The organism is Candidatus Defluviibacterium haderslevense (assembly GCA_016712225.1).
Lineage (GTDB): Bacteria > Bacteroidota > Bacteroidia > Chitinophagales > Saprospiraceae > Vicinibacter > Vicinibacter haderslevensis.
In genome coordinates, this window is sequence record JADJRL010000003.1 from 378452 (window position 1) to 399088 (window position 20637).

Genomic DNA, 20637 nt, shown 5'->3' on the forward strand with positions numbered 1-20637 from the left:
TGACTTAGGGCTAGTCATTGATTTTTGGTAAAAATCCATGAATGAATTTAATTGAAAACGATAATGAGGCGTGGATTATAAAATGATAACTACTATGGTTGATCGATGAAGTTTAATGGGGTAATCATAATAATTGGGATCTTTTGTCTGAGCTATATATTTGAAACGAAGAATTATCAAATTAGCTATGACAGTCTTGGGTATTATGCCTATTTACCGGCTTTGGTTCATTTAAAAGATATCCAACTTCATAACACCCAAATACTTGATTCAATAAATAAATTGGCTGATCCCAATTTAGCGTTATACCAAATCTATAAAGTCAAGGATTCAGAACATTCTGTGATCCGCTACCCTGCTGGATTATCTATGGCTTATGCTCCAGGATATTTTGTTGGGTATATCATCAGCAATTTAGTCGGTGCAGATCATGAATATGGTTTTAACTTAATAATTAAGAAATCTGTTTTTTATTGGTCTTTTTTAGTTACTTTAATAGGTATTTATTTTCTATTTCAATTTATTCGATTTTATTATAATGATTTTATTTCTACAATAACTGTTGGATTGATCGTTATTGGAACCAACTACTTTTTTCATTCCATGATGCATGGCCATGGACTAATGAGTCACAATTATCTATTTACTCTCTATTCCATGCTGCTTTACTATACGCATCAATATTACTTGAAGCATTCCTATAAATATCTGATGTTTATATTTCTGGTCTGTGCTTTAATTGCAACCATTAGAAATTCAGAATTATTTTGTTTTCTAATACCATTACTTTATGGAATTAATTCTTGGTCGGGAATTTCCAATAATGTAAAAGGACTAATAGAAAAACCCCTAAAATTAATGCTCGCCATCTTACCGGGATTAGTGATTGTTATGATACAACTGCTCTATTGGAAAATTGTAACAGGTCAGTGGTTTTATTATTCCTATCAGGATAATGCAGGTCAAACCCTTGAATTGAGTAAACCATATATTCTTGAAGTTCTTTTTAGTGCAAGAAAAGGCTTATTTATTTATACACCATTGGCCTTGATTTTTATAATTGGATTAGTCCAACTAAAAAAACGGCACACAGCATGGTTGTTTCCAATAGTTACTTTTACGATTATCAATTTATATATAATTGCAAGTTGGACCTGTTGGTGGTATGCTGAATCCTTTGGACAAAGAGCTATTATTCCATTGTATCCGGTGTTTGCTCTTGGATTTGCGAGTTTGATTTCAAAAATGATCACCAAGAAATTAATACCGAAGTTGTTATTTTTTTCTTGTATTTTCTTGATCGTTGTGTTGAATTTATTCCAAACATGGCAAATTCGTCAGGGAATTCTAGCTGCGAATTTCATCAGCAAAGATTACTATTTGAGTGTATTTGGTCAATCTAAGCCTGTCGATGAGTCGCAAAAAGAATTGTTGCTCGAAACACCCATAGATGGATTTGTTCAAAATGAAAATGGCCCAAACCTAAATGTACTGTATAAAGAATTTAGCTATGCTACTGGAATAACCGACAGCTTGGTGTTGCATTCCGAACATTCAAAAACCTTAGAAAGGGTCATTTTAAATTCGGACAATCCCTACTCTAAAGGAATAACCATTCCAAATAAGTACTTAAATAATTCAAGGTTTAAATACATCCATATAACGGAATGTATTGGATTAATTGACCATAAGATTCCTAAATTTGGAATTGTCTCTAATATGGAAAGACATGGTAACCAATATAATTGGTTCATGAGTCCACAACTAACGAATGAACAAGTACATAGTGACACCCTCGCATTATCGTATTGGATGATGATCCCTCAAATCGAACGGGATAAAGACATTCTAAAAATCTTTGTCTGGAATCCCAGTAAAGACAGTTTACAATTTTTTGGTCTTCATGTGGATGTTTATGCACCCAAAATAAAGAAAAATATTTTCTTCTGGTAATTGCTATTCAGAGCTATCTGACCAATAAAATATATCTATAGATTTCATATTTACAGACACTCACACATTTTAAAACCGAAAGTAGTAATTGAAAAAGTTTTTGAGCATATCGTACTCAAAAGTTACATTAGTAATGGGTGCTAAAGTAAAAATCCCTAAGTATTAGGCCATCGTCAATGGTCTCACTATCTTAATGGCACTCCGTTGATCTCCTGTTGCAAATTCAAGCTTATAAGTTCCCGGTTGTAACTTTTGTAAAGGAATTTCAGGATGTTTAAGGTCGGTGGTACCTTCTAGTATTTCATTTTCATCCAAATCAAATATCTTCCAATTACTTGTGATCGTGGGTATTTTTTTAGAGAACAACATACATTATTAATTTTAAGTATATCTAAACAATTAAAATAATTGCAAATATATATAATAATAATTAATAATATGTATATTTTATGCATATTTTTTACTTCTCTGAAAACCTGAACAGGAAATACACACTTATAAACTCGATCCTAAAGGTTAGTATAATGTTCACCTCCCTTGTTAAGTTGTGATTCGAGATATTGATCCAGATTTGCTAATGCCATAGTGAATCCCTCTTTAAATCCCAACTGGATGATTTTTTCAAGGTCAGCCAGTTCTTTATACTCAATGATGATATCAATGGTGGTCGTTTGATCATGTTCACTAAATGTATTATTCCATAATGAATTTGGGAATGCGTCATTGATGTTTCCCTCAGCATCACAAAAAGCATCCAGGCCTGAAAAACTCTTTAACACATCTACTTTTTTGTAATCAGCCCTACACCAATGTTCCGCTCCTTCAGGTGATACCATGGCATAAAGCCAATAACCTCCTACTCTAAAATCCATAAATTTTGTTTTGGTTTGAAATGGTTTTGGCGCCCACCATAAATCTAGAATTTCCGGATCCGTCCATGCCTTCCAAACCATTTCAAGATTTGCAGCAAAATCCCTTTTCACAACTATGGTGTTGTTTTCTTTATTAACTGTAAAGTCAAATTGTAAATGTGAATTCATTGTAAATTGTTTTTGATGTGATAAAAATTGATCTAACGAAGTATTAATAATGTGATTCCAACCTTTTTCAAAATTATGAATCGCAAAATCCGGATTAGAATCTGGAAAAGTTTCAATCCCACTATGTGTTAATATGAGTTTGGTATTTGTGCCGGATGCAACCAGCTCAAAAGTCACAAAGGACTCACCCGCATATCCCTTGTATTTCCAACGGTATGTTAGTTTTTTTTGAGGAATCACTTCTGTGATTTCACATTGATGAACATATTGTATACCATTTTCAGGTCCTCCAATAAATTCAAATGTAAACCCTACTTCTGCTCTGAATTCAGCAAGATCAAAATACCATTGCTTCATCAATTCTTTATCTGTAATGGCACGCCATACCTCTTCAATTTCAGCAGTAAATAATCGTTCTATAATAATGGGATTATGGCTCATTTTTTTTCATTTTTCATGTTTAATAATACTTTATCCAGTTCACTAAATCGGTTCTCCCAGATCTTGCGAAATTGGGCGAGCCAATGATCTATTTCTTTCATTTTTTTTGCATTTATTTGGTAATAAATTTCTCTGCCGGATTGCTTTTGTTTGACCAGTTCACATTCTGACAATATTTTCAAATGCTTGGATACCGCCTGTCTTGAAGTATCAAAATGTTCTGCAATCGCATTCGGAGTCATAGCCTGAAATGCAACGAGCAAAATGATAGCTCTTCTAGTAGGATCCGCTATCGCTTGAAAAACATCTCTTCTCATTTTAAATAAGTTTATAGTTTAAAACTACTATGCCACAATCAAAGAGTTGCACATTAACACATTTATAATGTTGCTTTTCTATAACTGTTTGAAAAATCGACATCCCACTTCCAAGGATGATAGGATTAACAAATAAATGCAATTCATCTATCAACCGATCCTTAATCAGCGATGAAACAAATTGGCCACCACCATAAGCGATCATGTCATTACCCTCTCGCTGTTTCAATCCGTTAACTTCAGTTGCAAGTTCACCCTTAGCTAGTACCGTATTCTCCCATACTGAGGTCATCAAGGTTTTTGTAAAAACCACCTTTGGTGTAGCAACAAAAATTTCTGCTCCATCTTCAGGCTCTGGACTTAGATATGCTGCCGTCCAATAAGGAATAAATCCCTCCGCCAATTTACGCCCTAACAATATAGTATCTACTGGATCCGTCAGCTTTCTCACATATTCCTTCAAGTCTTCGGACCAATTCATGATCATCCAATCCATACCTCCGTTTTGATCCGCAATAAAGCCATCAATAGTCATCTGTACCTGTAATTTTAATTTGCGCATACTCATTATTAATTATTTATGAAACTAATTGGTTGCAAATATAAATGCAATCATTCGGTTTCACAAATTTTTTTACACCTATTTTAAAAAACTCTAGGTTTTATTGGCTTTCGTAATTGAAGTGATACCTTCCTGATCAAGCATTAAATAATATCAGAAATCTGTGCCCTTCTAAAACTAAAAAATGAGTTTGAAATATTAATTTTGTGGATTGACATATTTCCAGAATATAAATTGGCGTTTTCGTTTAAAACTTTTGGTTCTTTTTCCTTGAAGAAAAAGAACCAAAAATTCAAGACTGTAAGGTATAAGCCTAAAATGATTTCATAAAACCTAAATTCAAAAAACTCGCCATTTGCCGTGTTTCATTTAATTGGCATAACACTTGCCCAGCTCGAATTAATGTTCTTATTATATCATAAAGTTGAGCTCATACAGTTTTGAATTTTTAACGGTTTTATTACATCATTTTTTTACGGCTTATCCCTTAAGGTCGATCCAAATTTCTATTACTTCTTAATAAAATTAATTTTACTCTGAATGCAATTTGCGTACTTGGTCCGTGAATGATCATATTTTCTTGAAATGGCTTGGCGTTTTGCATATAAACATCTTAAAAAGCCCTGAAAGGGCGCAAGATATCAACGATGGGTTTCAGCCCATCGTAGTTAACAAACACTTATCTTAAGCCCTGGAGGGGCGCAATTAACTTACTAATAATAATCGCTAATTAGTTAGCATGAGCATAAAAACCTGCCAAGTCATCACATCACATACCTGCTTAATTCACCGTCAATGCCTTCACCGTTTCTACATCCAATTGACCAATTGGAAGGTTGTTTTCTATTTGATATTGTATCAAAGCTGATTTGGTTAATGATCCCATAACCCGGTCTACAGGTCCGGGGTTATAACCCGCATCCCGCAATGCTTTTTGTATATATCCAATTAATTCAGGAGTCATTTTATTTTTACAAATGACTTCTTTCGATTCACTGATGCCACCTTCTTTAATTAATCTTTTCTTTCTTATGGTTTTGTATACCGCCGGAACATCCACAAGCGAAGTTTTTGCAGGAGACGCCAGTTTACATGTTGTAAGCATTTCATATTCAGCAGGAATATCCACGGATTTTGTGGTTGCCGGCGTTTTAATTTTTTGAAAGGTTCTAGTCTTATACTCAGCAGGAATTTCTATTTTTTCAGTTGTAGCTGCTGTCTTTACTTTTTGGTAGGTCCTGGTCTCATAGACTGTAGGAACTTCAATCGTTTTAGTTGTAGCCGGAGATACCAGTTTTTGATATGTTCTAGTCGTATATTCTGCAGGCACTTCTGTTTTTATCGTTGCAGCTGGAGATACCAGTTTTTGATAAGTTCTGGTCGTATATTGGGCTGGAATTTCTCTTGTTTTAGTTGTAGCGGGGGAAACTAATTTTTGATATGTTCTGGTTTCGTATTGAGCAGGTGATTCGATAACTTTTGTTGTTGCCTCCTGCTTGATTCTTAAAATTGGCTTGGTGATATATTGTGCCGCAATATCAAAAGTTTTTACACACCCGGCACCATCATCCTGGTAACCATCAGGACAACCATTACGTGTAAGTTTCGAAAGGACGAGATGCTGGGCTGGAATTGTATCAACATCCCAAATAAAATTGTTTTTTGAATTTTTTAATTTAGATTTTTTATCAGCTTGTTTTTGTACCCAGGTGGCTGTTGCAGGAACAAGTTCAATGGTATCCAAACTAGATCCATAAATTGAAGGAACAGTTTCTAATCTTGTCGATGCATCTTTGATCAAAACTTGCTCAGTACCTTTTTCATATTCTGCTGGAGAAACTTCCCATTTCGATCCTGCTTCTTTGACCAAAATTTTTTCTGTAACCGTTTCGTATTGAGCTGGCACATGAGTTAATTCTGTATAAGCCGCCTTGACTAAAACCTTTTCTTCAACAGTTTCATATTTGGCAGGAACATAAACAGATTTGGTGTATGCCTCCTTAACGATTACTTTTTCCACCGCTGTTTCAAATTTGGCTGGAATGATTTCAATGATGGTTGATGCGTCTTTTACTTTGACTTGTTCAGTAACCGTTTCTAAAACAGCAGGTTTGATAACCAATTTTGTAGATGCCTCTTTTATTTTAACTTGTTCGCTTACCGTCTCATAAACTGCAGGAACAGGAATTAATTTTTTAGATGCTTCTTTTTTTATCCTTTTTTCAATAACTGTATCAAACTTTGCAGAAATTACGACGGCTCGCTTACTCGCTGGCTTGGTTAATATTTGCTCATAAAAATATTCAAATTGCGCATTCATTAGACACTTTTCATAACATTTGCCTTCGACGGCATTAGGAATATCGGGTTTTTGAGCCCCTAGTTGAACATTCATGACTAAACTTAAAAAACAAATACATAAAATGCGATGGATCATCCGCTTAATTTTTTTGATTAAAAATGAATTTTATAAGGTAATATTTTATAATATTTCTTAGACCAATTGGACAAATGAGATACATCATAAACTTCAGAAAGTTTTTTAACATTTCCTGATTTCGTTTTTATCATGATCTCGCCCTCTTCCTTATTATATGCTATAAATCTAATGGTTCCCGAATCTCTATTTACATTAATTTCAGAATCAAATTTTTCATAGGATTCTGGATTGCTTGAAGTTTCAAAAATCTCATTGTGAAGTTGAATTTTATATAATTTTCTAAAAATAAGTCCGTTGGCTAATTCTGATATGAGTCCAAGATTTAATGTGGCTTGCTTTTTTAAAAAGAACCAAATATCTATGTCATCAATTTGATTAAAATGCTTCAATAACAATTCCCTATGGTCAAGTATTTGATTGTGTTTATTCGAACTTAAAAAATATTCTAAATCTGAACTTACCCCTTCATGATGATTGTCCTTATCCATCAGCGTTAAAAACTGTTGGAGCATAAATTCAGCTGCAATACAAGTCTTATGCATATATACTTGCCAATACATGATTTTTCTAGAGGTAAGAAATTTTTCAATAGAATAAATAGCTTTTTCTTCAATAACCAATTGCTGATCGACGACATCAATCATCAATAATAATCGATCATAACCTATGACTCCTTCAGCAACACCAGTATAAAAGCTATCACGGGTCAAATAGTCCAGTCTATCCACATCCAGTTGGCTACTAATTAATTGATGGAGAAATAGTTTATGATATTGGCCTTTGAATATGGTTATGGCTAAAGTAAGTTGACCCTCAAATTTAAGATTCAATTGCTCCATAATCATCAATGTAATAGCCTCATGATGAATGGGCACTAATGTATGTTCGAGCACATGTGAAAAAGGGCCATGCCCGATATCATGCAACAGGATGGCTAATTGTGAGGCTTCATATTCTTCAGGCGAAATATCGACACCTTTTTCCCTTAAAACATTCAGAGCTGTAGTCATTAGGTGAAAGGCTCCCAATGCATGATGAAATCGGGTATGGACCGCACCTGGATAAACAAAATGGGTTAAACCCAATTGTCGGATGCGCTGTAATCTTTGAAAGTAGGGATGTTCAATGATTTCAAGGATAATGCCCGTTGGAATTCGGATGAATCCATACACCGGATCATTAAATATTTTATGGATGGCCAATATCTAAAAATTTAAGAATTTAATGCATAATTTTATCCTGGATCAATGTTCTAATATATTCATCCTATAATGCGCATAAATATACTATATTCGGATTAATTCACGTTTGGGTTCGTAAGCAATAGATAAAAATATGGATAAAATAAGGATCTTATGGGCGGATGATGAAATGGATCACCTAAAACCGCAATTATTTTTTTTAGAAAAAAAAGGTTTTACCATTACCACCGTTTCTAATGGTCATGATGCTTTGGCAACTCTGGACGCGGATCCCAATTATGATCTGGTATTTTTAGATGAATCAATGCCCGGAATTTCAGGCCTAGAAACTTTATCGCGCATTAAAGCTAAGGGACTGTTGTTTCCCGTAGTCATGGTGACCAAAAATGAGGCTGAAAATATTATGGAAGAAGCCATTGGAAGTCAAATTGCTGATTATTTGATTAAACCCGTGAATCCGAATCAATTGTTACTGACGATTAAGAAATTGATTGACAACAAACGCCTGGTGTCTGAAAAAAATACTATGGATTATCAAATCGCATTCAGGCAATTATTCATGGACATTACCGACAGAAATGATTACCATAAATGGGTCGAAATTTATAAGCAACTCATCGGTTGGGAATTGAAATTAGATCAGGGAAAAGATCCACAAATTCAAGATATTCTATTCCAACAAAAAAAGGAAGCGAATGTCGAATTTTCAAAATTTATTTTAAATCATTATGCATCATGGTTCAAACCCAATGCTAATGCTCCTATCATGTCGCATCAGGTTATGTATGAGAAGGTCTTGAAAGATGTGAAGGATGATGTTCCTACAGTTTTTTTATTACTGGATAATTTACGTTTTGATCAATGGAAAGTGATAGAGCCCATTATTTCAGAAAAATATTGGATCCAATCTGAAGATTATTTTTTCAGCATACTTCCTACTACAACACAATACAGTAGAAATGCTATCTTCAGTGGCATGTTACCTTCAGAAATAGAAAAATTCTATCCGGATTGGTGGATCAATGATAATGAAGAAGGTGGCAAGAACCTTAAAGAACCAGATCTACTGGCCAATCTAATTAAGCGTGTTATACGTCGTGATATCAAACATGAGTATATTAAAATCACCAATGCAGCTAAAGGAAAACAATTGGTAGATAATGCTTTAAATTTATTGAAAAATAATTTCACTGCGATTGTTTATAATTTTATTGATATGTTGTCACACGCCAGAACAGAAATGGAAGTGCTTAAAGAATTAGCTTCTGACGAAGTAGCCTATAGATCATTAACTCGCAGTTGGTTCCTACATTCGCCACTTTGGGTTACCCTTCAAAAATTAGCAGAATTTCCTATCCAGTTGATCATTACTACAGATCATGGCACTATGCGAGTCCAAGATCCATCCAAAGTCATTGGCGATAAAGAAACTACCGCAAACCTTAGATATAAGGTGGGCAAAAATTTAAATTATGATAAAAAAGATGTTTTGGAAATTAAGGACCCTGCATCCGTAGGATTACCAAGACCGAATATTTCATCCACATTTATTTTTGCAAAAGAGACGAACTATTTTTTATATCCCAATAACTACAATCATTTCCTGAATTATTATAAAAACACCTTTCAACATGGTGGAATCTCTATGGAAGAAATGATTTGTCCAATCATCAAATTAAAAAGTAAAGTGGGATAATCAATTCGATATTTCTCTGACCTTTTCTTCTAACAAAACATATCGTGCTTCATCACATAAAAAATAAATGGTGCTCCCAAAATAACCCTTATGTCTTAATTTGATCTTTCCTAAAGATAGTTTGATCAATGGCTTTATCCGCATCTTTTCTATTTGATGAAATGGTATTTTAATGGTCTTTATGTAATTGGTTACATAAATAAATTCCTGATCCATTTCTACTCTTTTTAATCGAAATAAAGTGAAATAAATAAGTGTCCCAAATAATACAAAACCACAAATAAAAAATAGCTTTATTAAAAATGGTGATGAAAAAGAAAGATCTTCATTAGCAGCTAACAAAATAGCAAGGGTCAGACTACCAAAAAATACCAACCAAAATAAGGGTATAAACAATGCAAAAATTAAAGTTGCCGATGAAGAAATCCGAATCATAATGGGTTTATTTATTTACACGATCTCATCTTTTGGATAAACTCGTGCTGCAACATATATACTCAGTTCATAAAGTAAACACAAAGGAATAGTAACGATCGTCATGGAGACAACATCAGGAGGTGTAATAATGGCTGCTATAATGGTGATAATGACTATAGCATGGCGTCGATAAGTCCTCATAAAAACAGGTCCCATGATCCCCAACTTGGCAAGAAAATAAACCACCACAGGTAATTCAAAAACCAATCCTGTCAACATGGTAAACATTAACATGATGTCAACCATTGAACTCAGCTGAACACTTTCCTTAACTTGTGCACTTACATCATATGACGCTAAAAAACTAATAGAAAATGGTGCAATAAAAAAATAACCAAATAAAACACCAGATAGAAATAGAGCTGTACAAACAAAAACAATACCTTTAGTAACCATTTGCTCTTTAGTATATAATCCGGGCTTAATAAACAACCAAAATTCTCTAAAAACCAAAGGAAAGGCAACAATGAGCCCTAAATAAAAACTAACTTCCAAATGCACTGTCAATTGTTCACCTAATTCTCGAGTATAAATCTCAAATTTGGCTGGTTCGAAACACATAAAATCAGCTAGACTGCATAAAAAACGATAAGTGAAGAAATCTGGTTTGGTGGGTCCCAAAATGATGGTATCAAATACATAGGACTTCTGAAGAAATACAATGAACATAACTACAATGATGTATAAAGCGGCCCTAAAAAGATGCTTTCTCAAACTGTCAATGTGCTCCATGAAGCTCATTTCAGTCTCTACAATTCCTGCTGTATTCTTCTTTTTAAATATATTTGCTAACATCTTATGAGTAACATGATCTGATCAATGTGGTTCAAAGATAGGATTCTAAGGTTTATGAATAACTAGTTTAGTTGGTAAATTTTATTTGACTTAACTTTGAGCACTTAGTTTAACTTATGAAAAAATTAATCATTTGGTTTTTATTGTTTTATATTGGCGAAATCGTCCTGGGACAGAATATTGTACGGTACAACTTCAATAATTGCAATTTGTCTGAAAATAATAATGCTGCTGGTCCTTTGAAAAACAGTGTATCAGCCGTCTGTGATTGTGGTATTGAGGGAGATGCATTAAATATTTCAGGTCAGGATATAGAATTCCCAATTGAACTGGATTCGTTTTTTAAAAATGATTTCACCATGTGTATTTCATTATTATTGGATAATCCAACTGGTGAAATGGACATCATTTCGAAAACCTTCAAGTGTAATGCTGACACTACATTGAGTATTTCATACAGAGCTACCGATTCATTCTTCCTTTTTAGTCTGCGCGAAGGTTTTAATGAAACTGTTTTTTTAGCTGCCAAAGCGGATCCTCACAGTTGCTGGCAAACCATTTGTTTAACAAAGCAAAGTGGTGACTTTAGGGCTTTTGTCAATGGCGTTGAAAAGGACAGGAAAGTTATCAATGAATTGTTGCGATTGAATCATGGCGAACCATTGAGAATTAATAATTCACCATGTCAACCGAATCTATTAAATGGTTTGAGAGGTCGGATTGATCAATGCATTTTAGCTGATTTTGCATTTGATGGTTCTAAGATTAAACAAGAGTATGTTCCCCAACAAAAAATAATTACCCAAGATACGCTCATTTTTCTTGGAGATCAATTTCAATTAAGAGCAGCAAGTAATTGTCCGGGATCCTTTCAGTGGTCACCTAATATAGGTCTTTCTACAACGACTTCATTAAATCCTATAGCAAATCCAACCCAAGATATTAGATACTCACTATCCTTCCAACTTCCGCTATGCAGAATAACAGATACGGTATTCGTCAGAGTAATCGATAAAGACAAAGTGCAATGCGAAGAGCTGAGACTTCCATCAGCCTTTACACCTAACGGTGATGGACTAAATGATACCTACCACATCAGTAATAATTACTTAGTAGACCGCTTGGAATATTTTGATATTCTGGATCGCAATGGTGGATTATTGTTTTCAACAAATGATCCAACTATAGGATGGGATGGTTATAGTAAAGGCAAAACCTTAGTTCCCGGAACTTATTATTATAGAATAGCCTATCAATGTAAAGGTAATCAATTCAAGACCAGAGGTAGTTTTTTCCTGATGAAATAAGCTACCTGATTAAAGTAATATCTCCTCTGTATTGCAGCACAAAGCCATCTCTGAATTTAACAGACGCTATATAAGCATATACTCCGGGATTACAAGGTTGATCTTTGAATCTTCCATTCCAAGTATTTACCTCTCCGGCACTAATATCCAGATAACTGTTGGAATATACCAAACCTCCCCATCGGTCATAGATTTGTAGCAGACTTATTTCTTCAACATCAGGTCCAACAGAAATTTTAAAATGATCATTGGTTCCATCATTATTAGGCGAAATAATATTAGGAACATAAAACCTTCGATTGTTTTCTACAATAATGGAGATTTTGTCGGAAGCAGTACAACCATTTTCATCGACAACAGTAAGCACATACATCTGATTTCTCGGAGGATTGACAAAACTGGTAGTTTGTGTGCTTGTACTCACGAATTGTATGGGCGTCCAAATGATAGAATCCAACAAAGTGGTTGAATTTACAATACCCCTTAATAATACACTATCACCTAACTGTATGGTTTCTGTTTCTTTTCCAAAATCAACGGAAAGGTTATTGATCGGATCGGGAACAACTATAGAAGTATCCAGCACACAATTGTTTTTATCATAAATCTTTATAGAATATATTCCCGAGAACAAAGGCACTTCATCTCCTATTTGATTTGGTGGGCCATCTTGAATCGTATATCGATACTGTGGACCAGCACCGCCAGTTGCATTTAGGACCGAAAAGACAAACTGATCATTCGTACAAGCTGGTGTATCGATAGGGGTTATGGTAGCCGATATTTTTGGTGGTTCGTTGATCGTATGTTGCACTGTTCCTGAACAAAGATTGGTATCAAATACAACTAAGGTGTATGTACCGGCAGCTAATCCAGTGAGTACAGAATCCTGACCCACATTAGGGTTCCATACGAATTGGCCTTTGCCCTTGTTACCTCCTGTCCATGTAGTTGCTATCCGACCATCTTGTTTTCCAAAACACGAGACATCCAACGTTGAACCCAGGATAACTTGAATTTTAATTGAATCTGGCTGTCTTACCCTTACAGAATCTAAAAATATACACCCTTTAGCGTCTCTAATGGTTACTTTGTAATATCCATCGCCTATGCCACTTAAAATCGGGGAAGGTGGATTATTCTCCCACATGTAAGTATATGGACCCGTACCACCTTTGGCTGCTACTGAAACTGAGCCATCAGTGAACTTATAACATTTAGGTGGAATTATAGTCAATCTTGAAGAGTCTATACTTATTGGAACCGCCGGGAGGATATCAAAATACACAGTATCAGAACACAGGTTATTAACAGACACTATAGCATACTGTCTTCCTGAGCAAAGAAGGCGCGCAGTATCTTTATAGCTATTCTGACGATTAAAATACTGTTTTTGTTCGCCGGAAGACCATGTGATGGTAACTATAGTATCTGAAGTAAACACTTCGATTTGAGCTTGACCATCACAACTCGTTATTGCGGAACAACTTGTCGGTTGCAGACCGGACACTTGCATAGTTGGTTTAGGTCTATCTATCAATGTGAAGGAATCAATTACAGGAGGGCAACCTCCGATATCATCAATCGTGACTGTATACGTTCCAGCTTTAATATTTACATTGACTTGAGATGTAATATTGTTACTCCATTTATAAGTCAACAATCCATTACCACCTTGCGCAGTAACGATAATGAATCCATCAGATTTTCCTGGACAGGAAGGATTTCTAATGGTTGCTGAATCTATGCGTATTCCATTTCCGGAAAAGTTAATAGTAGTAGATGCTGTATCAAAACAACCATTACTATCTTCAATTCGTATGGTATATTTACCTGAGGGCAAATTACAAATTCGAGGGTTATTGCCCGGGACATTCCACATGAAGGTATTCACAGTGCCAGTTCCCAGATTGTATAATACTTCGACACAGCCACTGGAATCACCGGGACAGAATACATTCGTATTGTTAAATCCGATTATTTTGGGACCAGTTGGTGCTGAAACAGTATAACTTTTGGATTGAGTACATCCATGAGCATCCGTTACGGTAACGGTGTATGTTCCGGCTGATAAGCCCACAATTCTTGGTGTAGTCTTAGCCATAAAATTCCACTGGTAAGTATAAGGCTGCGTTCCACCAAATGCTCTTAGATCAATAAATGCGTCATTACCCGGGTTACATGAAGCAGTCGTATCTAATGCGTTTTCTATGATTTCTAAAGAATCTGGTTCAAAAATTTCAATGGTATCTAAAATCGAACATCCTGCCGCATCCATTATAGTAATAACATATTTACCTGCCCGCACCATGGAACTGGTGTATTCTGTACCATTCAGGACCCCTCCTGGGATTGAATTTCCCAATAGCGTTTGCATAGTGACTTTGATTGGTGTATTCAAGGTCGCTTTAGAACTTACAAAAACATGTGCTACACCGTTCGCCTCACCAAAACATCGGACACTATCAACAACGACAGAATCCTGAAGATTCCCGATACCAAAAGGCAGCGAAAAGAAAAGGGTATCTGCACAACCACCCCGATCTTCAATTAAAACAAACTGATCTCCACAAATACTATCGTTAGTGCATGTTTTAGCTCTCATGCAATTATCATTGGTATTAAAACTCCAGTAGAAATTATAATTCCCGCCCAAAAATGGATTCCCACCACTTGCCATTGCTGTAACCTGTCCATCACATATTCCAGCACATGAAGGATATTTATCTATCGTAACTTTAGAGAATAATGTGTCTGCACGGAGTACAAAGTCCTTTGTAGCTATGCATCCTAAACTGTCCGTAATAGTTACTGTATAAGTTCCAGCTCCTAGAAATGAAAGGCGACTAACTCCATATATGTTCAATGGGGACCAAGCTATTAATGTAGGCTCTACACCACCAGTATAATTCATCCCAATACGTCCATTTCTTTTGTTATAACAACTGGGATCCTTTGTATAATTTAAATCAGTCGTAATATTTATTGGGTTACTATTTGTTATAGTTATTGTAATATTAGAGGAATCTCCATTTGCATCTTTAATTGTAAAATCATACATCCCAGCTGAGAGATTATTAATAATTAAACAGTCTCCGGATTTTTGCAGTACAGAATTAGTTACAGGGTTAATAGAAGTAATAGTATAAGGTGGTAAGCCGCCCCAAGTTTTAATTGTTAATGAACCAGTATTATTTAATGTTCCACAAGCTGTGCTAATGACACATAAATGACTTGGCAATTCAATGCAAATTTGATCGTTGGGATTAGCATCATTCACACATACTGTTTTATCATCAACATCTATAATTTCAGTTCCAATTGGGTTGTCAGAAAAATATATTGAAGAACAAGATCCTGGAGAACCAATTAGAACAAAACACAATTCAAATATAACGGTGTCCGGAATGGTTACACCAGCTATGTTAACATCATTCCAAACAACTCTTACATCTGAAGTCGTTTTGTTTATTTGTACATTTGAAGCATCAAATCCAAAATTAGGTTGATTGTAAAAATTCCGGGCAAAAATAGGTTTAACAAAATTTGGATTATAGTTAATTGGAAATTGCATTGATACGATATTTTTAAAGTTACTCACACGAACTTTAACACAAACAGTATCCCCTTTTCCTCCACTAAAAGGTTCTAAATCTATGACCACACAGGTATCTTGCGCGGATAATATAGCGGTATGGCAAAATAAAAATAACGAAACGATAAATAAAAGCTTCGGAGTTCGGGAAGTGATATAGCGATATAAATACATAATTTGATTCTATTCAATATGTGGCAAAGATATAATTAAAAAACTTAATGTGAATGTGGGGATCCGCTCATTAACAAACGCTTGATACCAATGGATTATTATGTCTATTGGAATAAAATAGGGCATTATGAAAGGAATTGTCCATTAATACACACTTGTCGTATCCAAGGCGCTGTTAATGAATAGGGTATGTAGCCAAGACTGGGGATATGGTCAGTAATAATCAAATTCGCTTTTTTACCGGGAGTTATGCTTCCGACTTCATGGGCCATTTCCAGGGCGTGGGCAGCGTTTATGGTCATTCCCACCAATGCTTCTTCAGGTAATAAGCGCATTTTGATACAGGCTAGGCTCCACGCCATGGTCAGATTATAACTCGGGCTGGTTCCGGGGTTAAAATCACTGGCTATAGCTATGCCCAATCCTTGTTCAATCATTTTTCGGGCAGGTGGGTAATGCAGGCTCATAAAAAACGCTGCAGTAGGGAGAACGACAGGTATGGTCGATGAATCTTTTAACAATTCAATTTCTTCATCATTTAACACTTCCAGGTGATCAACAGAAAGGGATTGGTGCCGAATTCCGATGTCAATACCACCTGAATGGGTGAATTGGTTGGTGTGAATCCTGGATCGAATATTGAATTTACTGGCTGCAGTTAGTATTTGGTCCGTTTCGTCAGGACTAAAAAAACCTTGTTCACAAAACACATCACAATAGTCTGCAAGTCCTTCTTCAGCTATCTGAGGCAACATCTGATGAATGAGTTCATCGATGTATCCCTGATGATTTTCTCTATACTTTAATGGATAAGAGTGAGCACCTAAAAAAGTTGCTTTTATGGGAATTGGAACAGCTTTCTTAAGTCTTTTAATAACTCTTAAGATTTTGATTTCTTCGGTAGGATTCAGACCATAACCGCTTTTGATTTCCATCGCACCGGTTCCATTTTTTATGGCATTATGGACTAACGATAGAGATTTTTCGAAGAGCGCGTCTTCAGTCATCGATTTGATTTTATCCGCTGAGTTAAGAATGCCTCCACCACGTGAAGATATTTCCTGATAGCTTAGGCCTTTTATGCGATCTACAAATTCTTGCTCACGCCACTGCGCAAAAACTAAATGGGTATGACAATCTACAAAACTTGGTATAACGGTTCCTTGATTTGCATCATATTTTGGCACATTGAGGGAAGGACATTGAGCCATTAATCCGAATTCTTTAATCTGCTCGCCTTCGATCCAAATATAAGCATCCTTCAATGGTGATAGCATAGACATGGCCTGTCCCTTTAGTAGAGGAACAGGCGAAGTGCTATGAAGCCAAAGCTCTTTGATATTGATAATCAACATTGATTCTTTTCCCATTAATCCATTTTTTTAATGAGGCCATTTATTTTGTGTTGCTTTAACAGATCTTGAAAGAGTTGTGCTTCTTCCAAAGTTTGAAATGAACCTAAAGAAATTTTATAAATTGTTTTTCCTTGAGACAATATCTCATCGGAAATAGATGCACCTTGATTAAATGTTTCATCTAATTTTTCAGCTTCCGCTTTTGCATTTTCAAATTGTGAATAAGCCCCAACCTGAACATAATATTCTCCCAAAATATAGTTGACGCTTTCTTTTATTTCCGACTCTGAACTTGAAGTTAATTCTTTAGTTGTTGTATTGTTTTGTTCAATCGTTTGATGAACTTGATTCGTAGTATTTATTTTCGTTTCAGTTTGTGTTGACCATGTTAAAGATTCTTCTTTTTGTTTAAAAAAAGCTTCTTCTTCGCTGATGGTAGGCACAACCACATTATTTTCTGGTTGAACTTTTTGAATGGGGGTGATATGATTTAATGACATTTGATCGGCTATCCATTTAGTCACATCGGTACTATTCTGGGAACTTACTTTTCGATCCAATAAGTTGCCTTCAGGATGAAATAAAAGCATGGTGGGTAATAATTTAACCTGGTATTCAGATTGGAGGGCAACACCTTCCGAATCATCTACATCAACTGAAATACCAACAATTTTATCATCAAGAAATTCGATAACCTGACTGTCTTGGAACACGGTTTTATCCATCCATTTGCATGGCAAACACCATTTAGCAGTGAATTTCACGAGCAACATCTTATGTTCTAATTTAGCTTTTTCCTTAGCTTGTGCGAAGTTTCCGTCAATAAATGCATTTGCTGACAAGGTGTGAAGGAATAATAAAGACCCTACAAAAAAAAGAATTCCGGGAAGCTTTGATTTATTTTTCATATTATTATTTTTAATAATGTGTAAAAAATTATTAATCATTATATTTAGATATAAAACAAAGCCTGTGCCAGATTTCAACACAAGGATTAAATTAATTAATAATAAATATGTAATTATCTCATTATGAATTTAATATAATTTATAAATTTTTTTAATATTTAATTTTAAAAAAACAGGATTAAAAAATCGTGCTTAACTTTGCAAACAATTTACAATCATGCAAAGAAAACTTGCTGCTATTACAGGCATACAAGGATATGTTCCCGAATATATACTGACCAATTTGGAGTTGGAAAAGATGGTTGACACCACAGACGAATGGATTACTTCGCGTACTGGTGTCAAAGAAAGACATATCATGAAAGATCCAGGAAAAAGTACTTCTGATATGGGCAAAATCATGGTGGAAAAATTACTCCACAAGACAGGAACCAGTCCGGATGAAATCGAATTACTGATTTGTTGCACGATCACCGGAGATATGGTATTCCCGGATACCGCCAATACCATTTGTCACAAAGTAGGGATTAAAAATGCGTTTGGATTTGATGTTCACGCTGCTTGTTCGGGGTTTTTATACGGTTTAACTACGGGTGCGAAATATATAGAATCAGGAAGTCACAAGAAGGTAATTGTGGTTGGGATGGACTTAATGTCTTCCATCATTGATTACACCGATCGCTCTACCTGTATTATTTTTGGTGATGGAGGTGGAGCAGTATTACTGGAACCTTCCGAAGACGGCACGGGCATCATCGACAGTCTTTTTAGAGGCGATGGTTCTGGTCGTGAATATCTGCACATGAAGGCTGGGGGTGCTTTACGTCCTCCAAGTATTGAAACAGTCCAACGTAGAGAACATTATGTGTACCAGGAAGGCAAAGCCGTATTTAAAGCTGCGATTAATGGTATGGTGGACACCGTCACTAAAGTTCTAGAACGAAATCAACTAACGATTGATGCAATTGACTGGTTGGTTCCCCATCAGGCCAATATCAGAATCATCAATGGGGTGGCAGATGCCCTTAAATTCGATCCGGCTAAAGTAATGGTCAATATTCATAAATATGGCAACACAACAGCCGGTACTTTGCCCTTATGCCTTTGGGAATGGGAACCAAAATTAAAAAAAGATGATAAGATATTGTTGACCGCATTTGGTGGAGGTTTTACCTGGGGTACTACCTATCTGAAATGGGCATATGGCCAATAAGAAATAAATCAATCATCTTACATCGATAGATCATTACCAACTGGGGTTGCTACAATTGTGACGATTAATATGTTTATAAAAGAAATGCATTAATGTTATGTTATTAACAATATTGCATCAACTTTGTAAGTCGGATTATCATAAAATTCCCAATTTTCTTAATCAAAATAGATTTGATTTTTAATTAATCCAATCTTTTTAAAATGTAACAACTATGCATACTGAATTAACAGAAATGTTAGGGATTAAATATCCAGTGATTATGGCTCCCATGTTTTTAGTGTCCAACACAGCTATGGTTAAAGCTGCAATCCACAGTGGTATTACTGGAGCGATTCCAGCACTCAATTATAGAACGATTGATGAATTCAAAAATGCATTGCAAGAGTTAAAAGATTTAAATCAATGTTACGGTATAAATCTTATTGTAAATAAATCAAATTATAAACTTAAAGAACAACTGAATGCTTGTTTAGAATTCAAAGTACCCTTTATTATTACTTCGTTAGGAAGTCCAGAACAAGTGATTAAAGCATGCAGACCTCTAGGTATTAAAGTCTTTTGTGATGTCTCTGATATGGCTTATGCTCGCAAAGCTGCGGCACTAAATCCAGATGCACTCATAGCAGTTAATAAATTCGCGGGTGGACATTGTGGTATCCTGGATCCTAAAGATTTTATTCCAGCCTTAAGGCGTGAATTTAAACACATTCCAATAATCAGTGCTGGAGGTGTCGGAGATTCAAATGGGATCAAAGAAATGATCGCTCTGGGTGCTTGCGGTGTATCTATAGGAACTCCATTTATTGCCTCTGAAGAATCACCCGTTACCCAAGATTATAAAAATGCCTGTGTAACTTTTTCTTCAAAAGATATTGTATTGACCACTAAGTTAAGTGGAAGTCCATGTACCGTAATCAATACACCTTACGTTCAACAAATTGGAACTCAACAATCATGGTTAGAAAAAGTATTGAGCAAAAATAAAACCCTTAAAAAATGGGTAAAGATGTTGATCTATAAACATGGTATGGATCAATTAAAAAAATCCGCTTTCGCAGCTACCTATCAAAATGTTTGGTGCGCGGGACCTACCATTGATTTTGTGCATGAAATAAGCCCTGTGAAAACGATCGTAGAAAAACTAACTGCAGAACTTTAG

The 20637-nt window shown here is 35.3% G+C and carries 16 protein-coding genes and 1 pseudogene; 5 read left to right on the top strand and 12 right to left on the bottom strand.

Features of this window, described 5'->3' with window-relative positions; genetic code table 11:
* Window positions 1–105: 105 nt before the first annotated feature.
* Entirely contained in the window at window positions 106–1953 is a 1848-nt protein-coding gene (locus tag IPK88_01805) for a hypothetical protein (GenBank protein MBK8242135.1), read from the top strand.
* Between the two features lie 162 nt (window positions 1954–2115).
* On the opposite strand, the gene IPK88_01810 is transcribed toward IPK88_01805, so the two are convergent.
* The 7 genes and pseudogenes from IPK88_01810 to IPK88_01840 form a co-directional block, all read right to left on the bottom strand.
* Complete coding sequence (locus IPK88_01810; GenBank protein ID MBK8242136.1) at window positions 2116–2322, bottom strand: hypothetical protein; 207 nt, start codon at window positions 2320–2322, stop codon at window positions 2116–2118.
* Between the two features lie 140 nt (window positions 2323–2462).
* Window positions 2463–2993 carry an SRPBCC domain-containing protein gene (locus IPK88_01815; protein MBK8242137.1) on the bottom strand — a complete coding sequence of 177 codons (531 nt, stop codon included), beginning with the start codon at window positions 2991–2993 and terminating at the stop codon, window positions 2463–2465.
* Window positions 2994–3014: 21 nt separating this feature from the next.
* Window positions 3015–3434 (bottom strand): annotated as a pseudogene (locus tag IPK88_01820) (SRPBCC domain-containing protein).
* Window positions 3431–3751 (bottom strand): winged helix-turn-helix transcriptional regulator, encoded by a 321-nt coding sequence (locus IPK88_01825; protein ID MBK8242138.1) that lies wholly within the window; start codon window positions 3749–3751, stop codon window positions 3431–3433. The pseudogene IPK88_01820 and the gene IPK88_01825 overlap by 4 nt, the downstream one beginning before the upstream one ends.
* Before the next feature lies 1 nt (window position 3752).
* Entirely contained in the window at window positions 3753–4313 is a 561-nt protein-coding gene (locus IPK88_01830; protein ID MBK8242139.1) for a dihydrofolate reductase family protein, read from the bottom strand.
* Window positions 4314–5094: 781 nt separating this feature from the next.
* Window positions 5095–6750 carry a peptidoglycan-binding protein gene (locus IPK88_01835; protein ID MBK8242140.1) on the bottom strand — a complete coding sequence of 552 codons (1656 nt, stop codon included), beginning with the start codon at window positions 6748–6750 and terminating at the stop codon, window positions 5095–5097.
* A 17-nt stretch (window positions 6751–6767) separates the two neighbouring features.
* Window positions 6768–7955, bottom strand: coding sequence for an HD domain-containing protein (locus tag IPK88_01840; protein MBK8242141.1), 1188 nt, complete (start codon window positions 7953–7955; stop codon window positions 6768–6770).
* Window positions 7956–8088: 133 nt separating this feature from the next.
* Here IPK88_01840 and IPK88_01845 point away from each other — a divergent pair, with 133 nt between their 5' ends.
* Window positions 8089–9651 (top strand): PglZ domain-containing protein, encoded by a 1563-nt coding sequence (locus tag IPK88_01845; protein ID MBK8242142.1) that lies wholly within the window; start codon window positions 8089–8091, stop codon window positions 9649–9651.
* On the opposite strand, the gene IPK88_01850 is transcribed toward IPK88_01845, so the two are convergent.
* Window positions 9652–10086, bottom strand: a complete 435-nt coding sequence (locus IPK88_01850) for a hypothetical protein (GenBank protein ID MBK8242143.1) — start codon at window positions 10084–10086, stop codon at window positions 9652–9654.
* Between the two features lie 15 nt (window positions 10087–10101).
* Window positions 10102–10923, bottom strand: coding sequence for a twin-arginine translocase subunit TatC (tatC, locus tag IPK88_01855; protein ID MBK8242144.1), 822 nt, complete (start codon window positions 10921–10923; stop codon window positions 10102–10104).
* Window positions 10924–11039: 116 nt separating this feature from the next.
* Here tatC and IPK88_01860 point away from each other — a divergent pair, with 116 nt between their 5' ends.
* Window positions 11040–12230, top strand: a complete 1191-nt coding sequence (locus tag IPK88_01860; protein MBK8242145.1) for a gliding motility-associated C-terminal domain-containing protein — start codon at window positions 11040–11042, stop codon at window positions 12228–12230.
* 1 nt (window position 12231) lies between these two features.
* Here IPK88_01860 and IPK88_01865 read toward each other — a convergent pair whose 3' ends face one another.
* From IPK88_01865 to IPK88_01875, 3 genes are all read right to left on the bottom strand, one after another.
* The gene (locus tag IPK88_01865; protein ID MBK8242146.1) at window positions 12232–15999 is read right to left on the bottom strand and encodes a gliding motility-associated C-terminal domain-containing protein; all 3768 of its coding nucleotides are present in this window, start codon (window positions 15997–15999) and stop codon (window positions 12232–12234) included.
* A 125-nt stretch (window positions 16000–16124) separates the two neighbouring features.
* Window positions 16125–17369, bottom strand: coding sequence for an imidazolonepropionase (locus IPK88_01870; protein ID MBK8242147.1), 1245 nt, complete (start codon window positions 17367–17369; stop codon window positions 16125–16127).
* A complete protein-coding gene (locus IPK88_01875; protein MBK8242148.1) occupies window positions 17369–18262 on the bottom strand; it encodes a thioredoxin family protein in 894 nt (297 codons plus the stop codon). The genes IPK88_01870 and IPK88_01875 overlap by 1 nt, the downstream gene beginning before the upstream one ends.
* Before the next feature lie 217 nt (window positions 18263–18479).
* On the opposite strand from IPK88_01875, the gene IPK88_01880 reads away from it, so the two are divergent.
* Both IPK88_01880 and IPK88_01885 read left to right on the top strand, forming a co-directional pair.
* Complete coding sequence (locus IPK88_01880; protein ID MBK8242149.1) at window positions 18480–19475, top strand: ketoacyl-ACP synthase III; 996 nt, start codon at window positions 18480–18482, stop codon at window positions 19473–19475.
* 214 nt (window positions 19476–19689) lie between these two features.
* Entirely contained in the window at window positions 19690–20637 is a 948-nt protein-coding gene (locus IPK88_01885; protein ID MBK8242150.1) for a nitronate monooxygenase, read from the top strand.

Coding starts and splice junctions, on each gene's coding strand:
- IPK88_01825 (MBK8242138.1), bottom strand. CDS start 3,751: ATGAGAAGAGATGTTTTTCAAGCGATAGCGGATCCTACTAGAAGAGCT.
- IPK88_01865 (MBK8242146.1), bottom strand. CDS start 15,999: ATGTATTTATATCGCTATATCACTTCCCGAACTCCGAAGCTTTTATTT.
- IPK88_01875 (MBK8242148.1), bottom strand. CDS start 18,262: ATGAAAAATAAATCAAAGCTTCCCGGAATTCTTTTTTTTGTAGGGTCT.
- IPK88_01880 (MBK8242149.1), top strand. CDS start 18,480: ATGCAAAGAAAACTTGCTGCTATTACAGGCATACAAGGATATGTTCCC.
- IPK88_01845 (MBK8242142.1), top strand. CDS start 8,089: ATGGATAAAATAAGGATCTTATGGGCGGATGATGAAATGGATCACCTA.
- IPK88_01850 (MBK8242143.1), bottom strand. CDS start 10,086: ATGATTCGGATTTCTTCATCGGCAACTTTAATTTTTGCATTGTTTATA.
- IPK88_01815 (MBK8242137.1), bottom strand. CDS start 2,993: ATGAATTCACATTTACAATTTGACTTTACAGTTAATAAAGAAAACAAC.
- tatC (MBK8242144.1), bottom strand. CDS start 10,923: ATGTTAGCAAATATATTTAAAAAGAAGAATACAGCAGGAATTGTAGAG.
- IPK88_01860 (MBK8242145.1), top strand. CDS start 11,040: ATGAAAAAATTAATCATTTGGTTTTTATTGTTTTATATTGGCGAAATC.
- IPK88_01885 (MBK8242150.1), top strand. CDS start 19,690: ATGCATACTGAATTAACAGAAATGTTAGGGATTAAATATCCAGTGATT.
- IPK88_01830 (MBK8242139.1), bottom strand. CDS start 4,313: ATGCGCAAATTAAAATTACAGGTACAGATGACTATTGATGGCTTTATT.
- IPK88_01810 (MBK8242136.1), bottom strand. CDS start 2,322: ATGTTGTTCTCTAAAAAAATACCCACGATCACAAGTAATTGGAAGATA.
- IPK88_01835 (MBK8242140.1), bottom strand. CDS start 6,750: ATGATCCATCGCATTTTATGTATTTGTTTTTTAAGTTTAGTCATGAAT.
- IPK88_01870 (MBK8242147.1), bottom strand. CDS start 17,369: ATGGGAAAAGAATCAATGTTGATTATCAATATCAAAGAGCTTTGGCTT.
- IPK88_01805 (MBK8242135.1), top strand. CDS start 106: ATGAAGTTTAATGGGGTAATCATAATAATTGGGATCTTTTGTCTGAGC.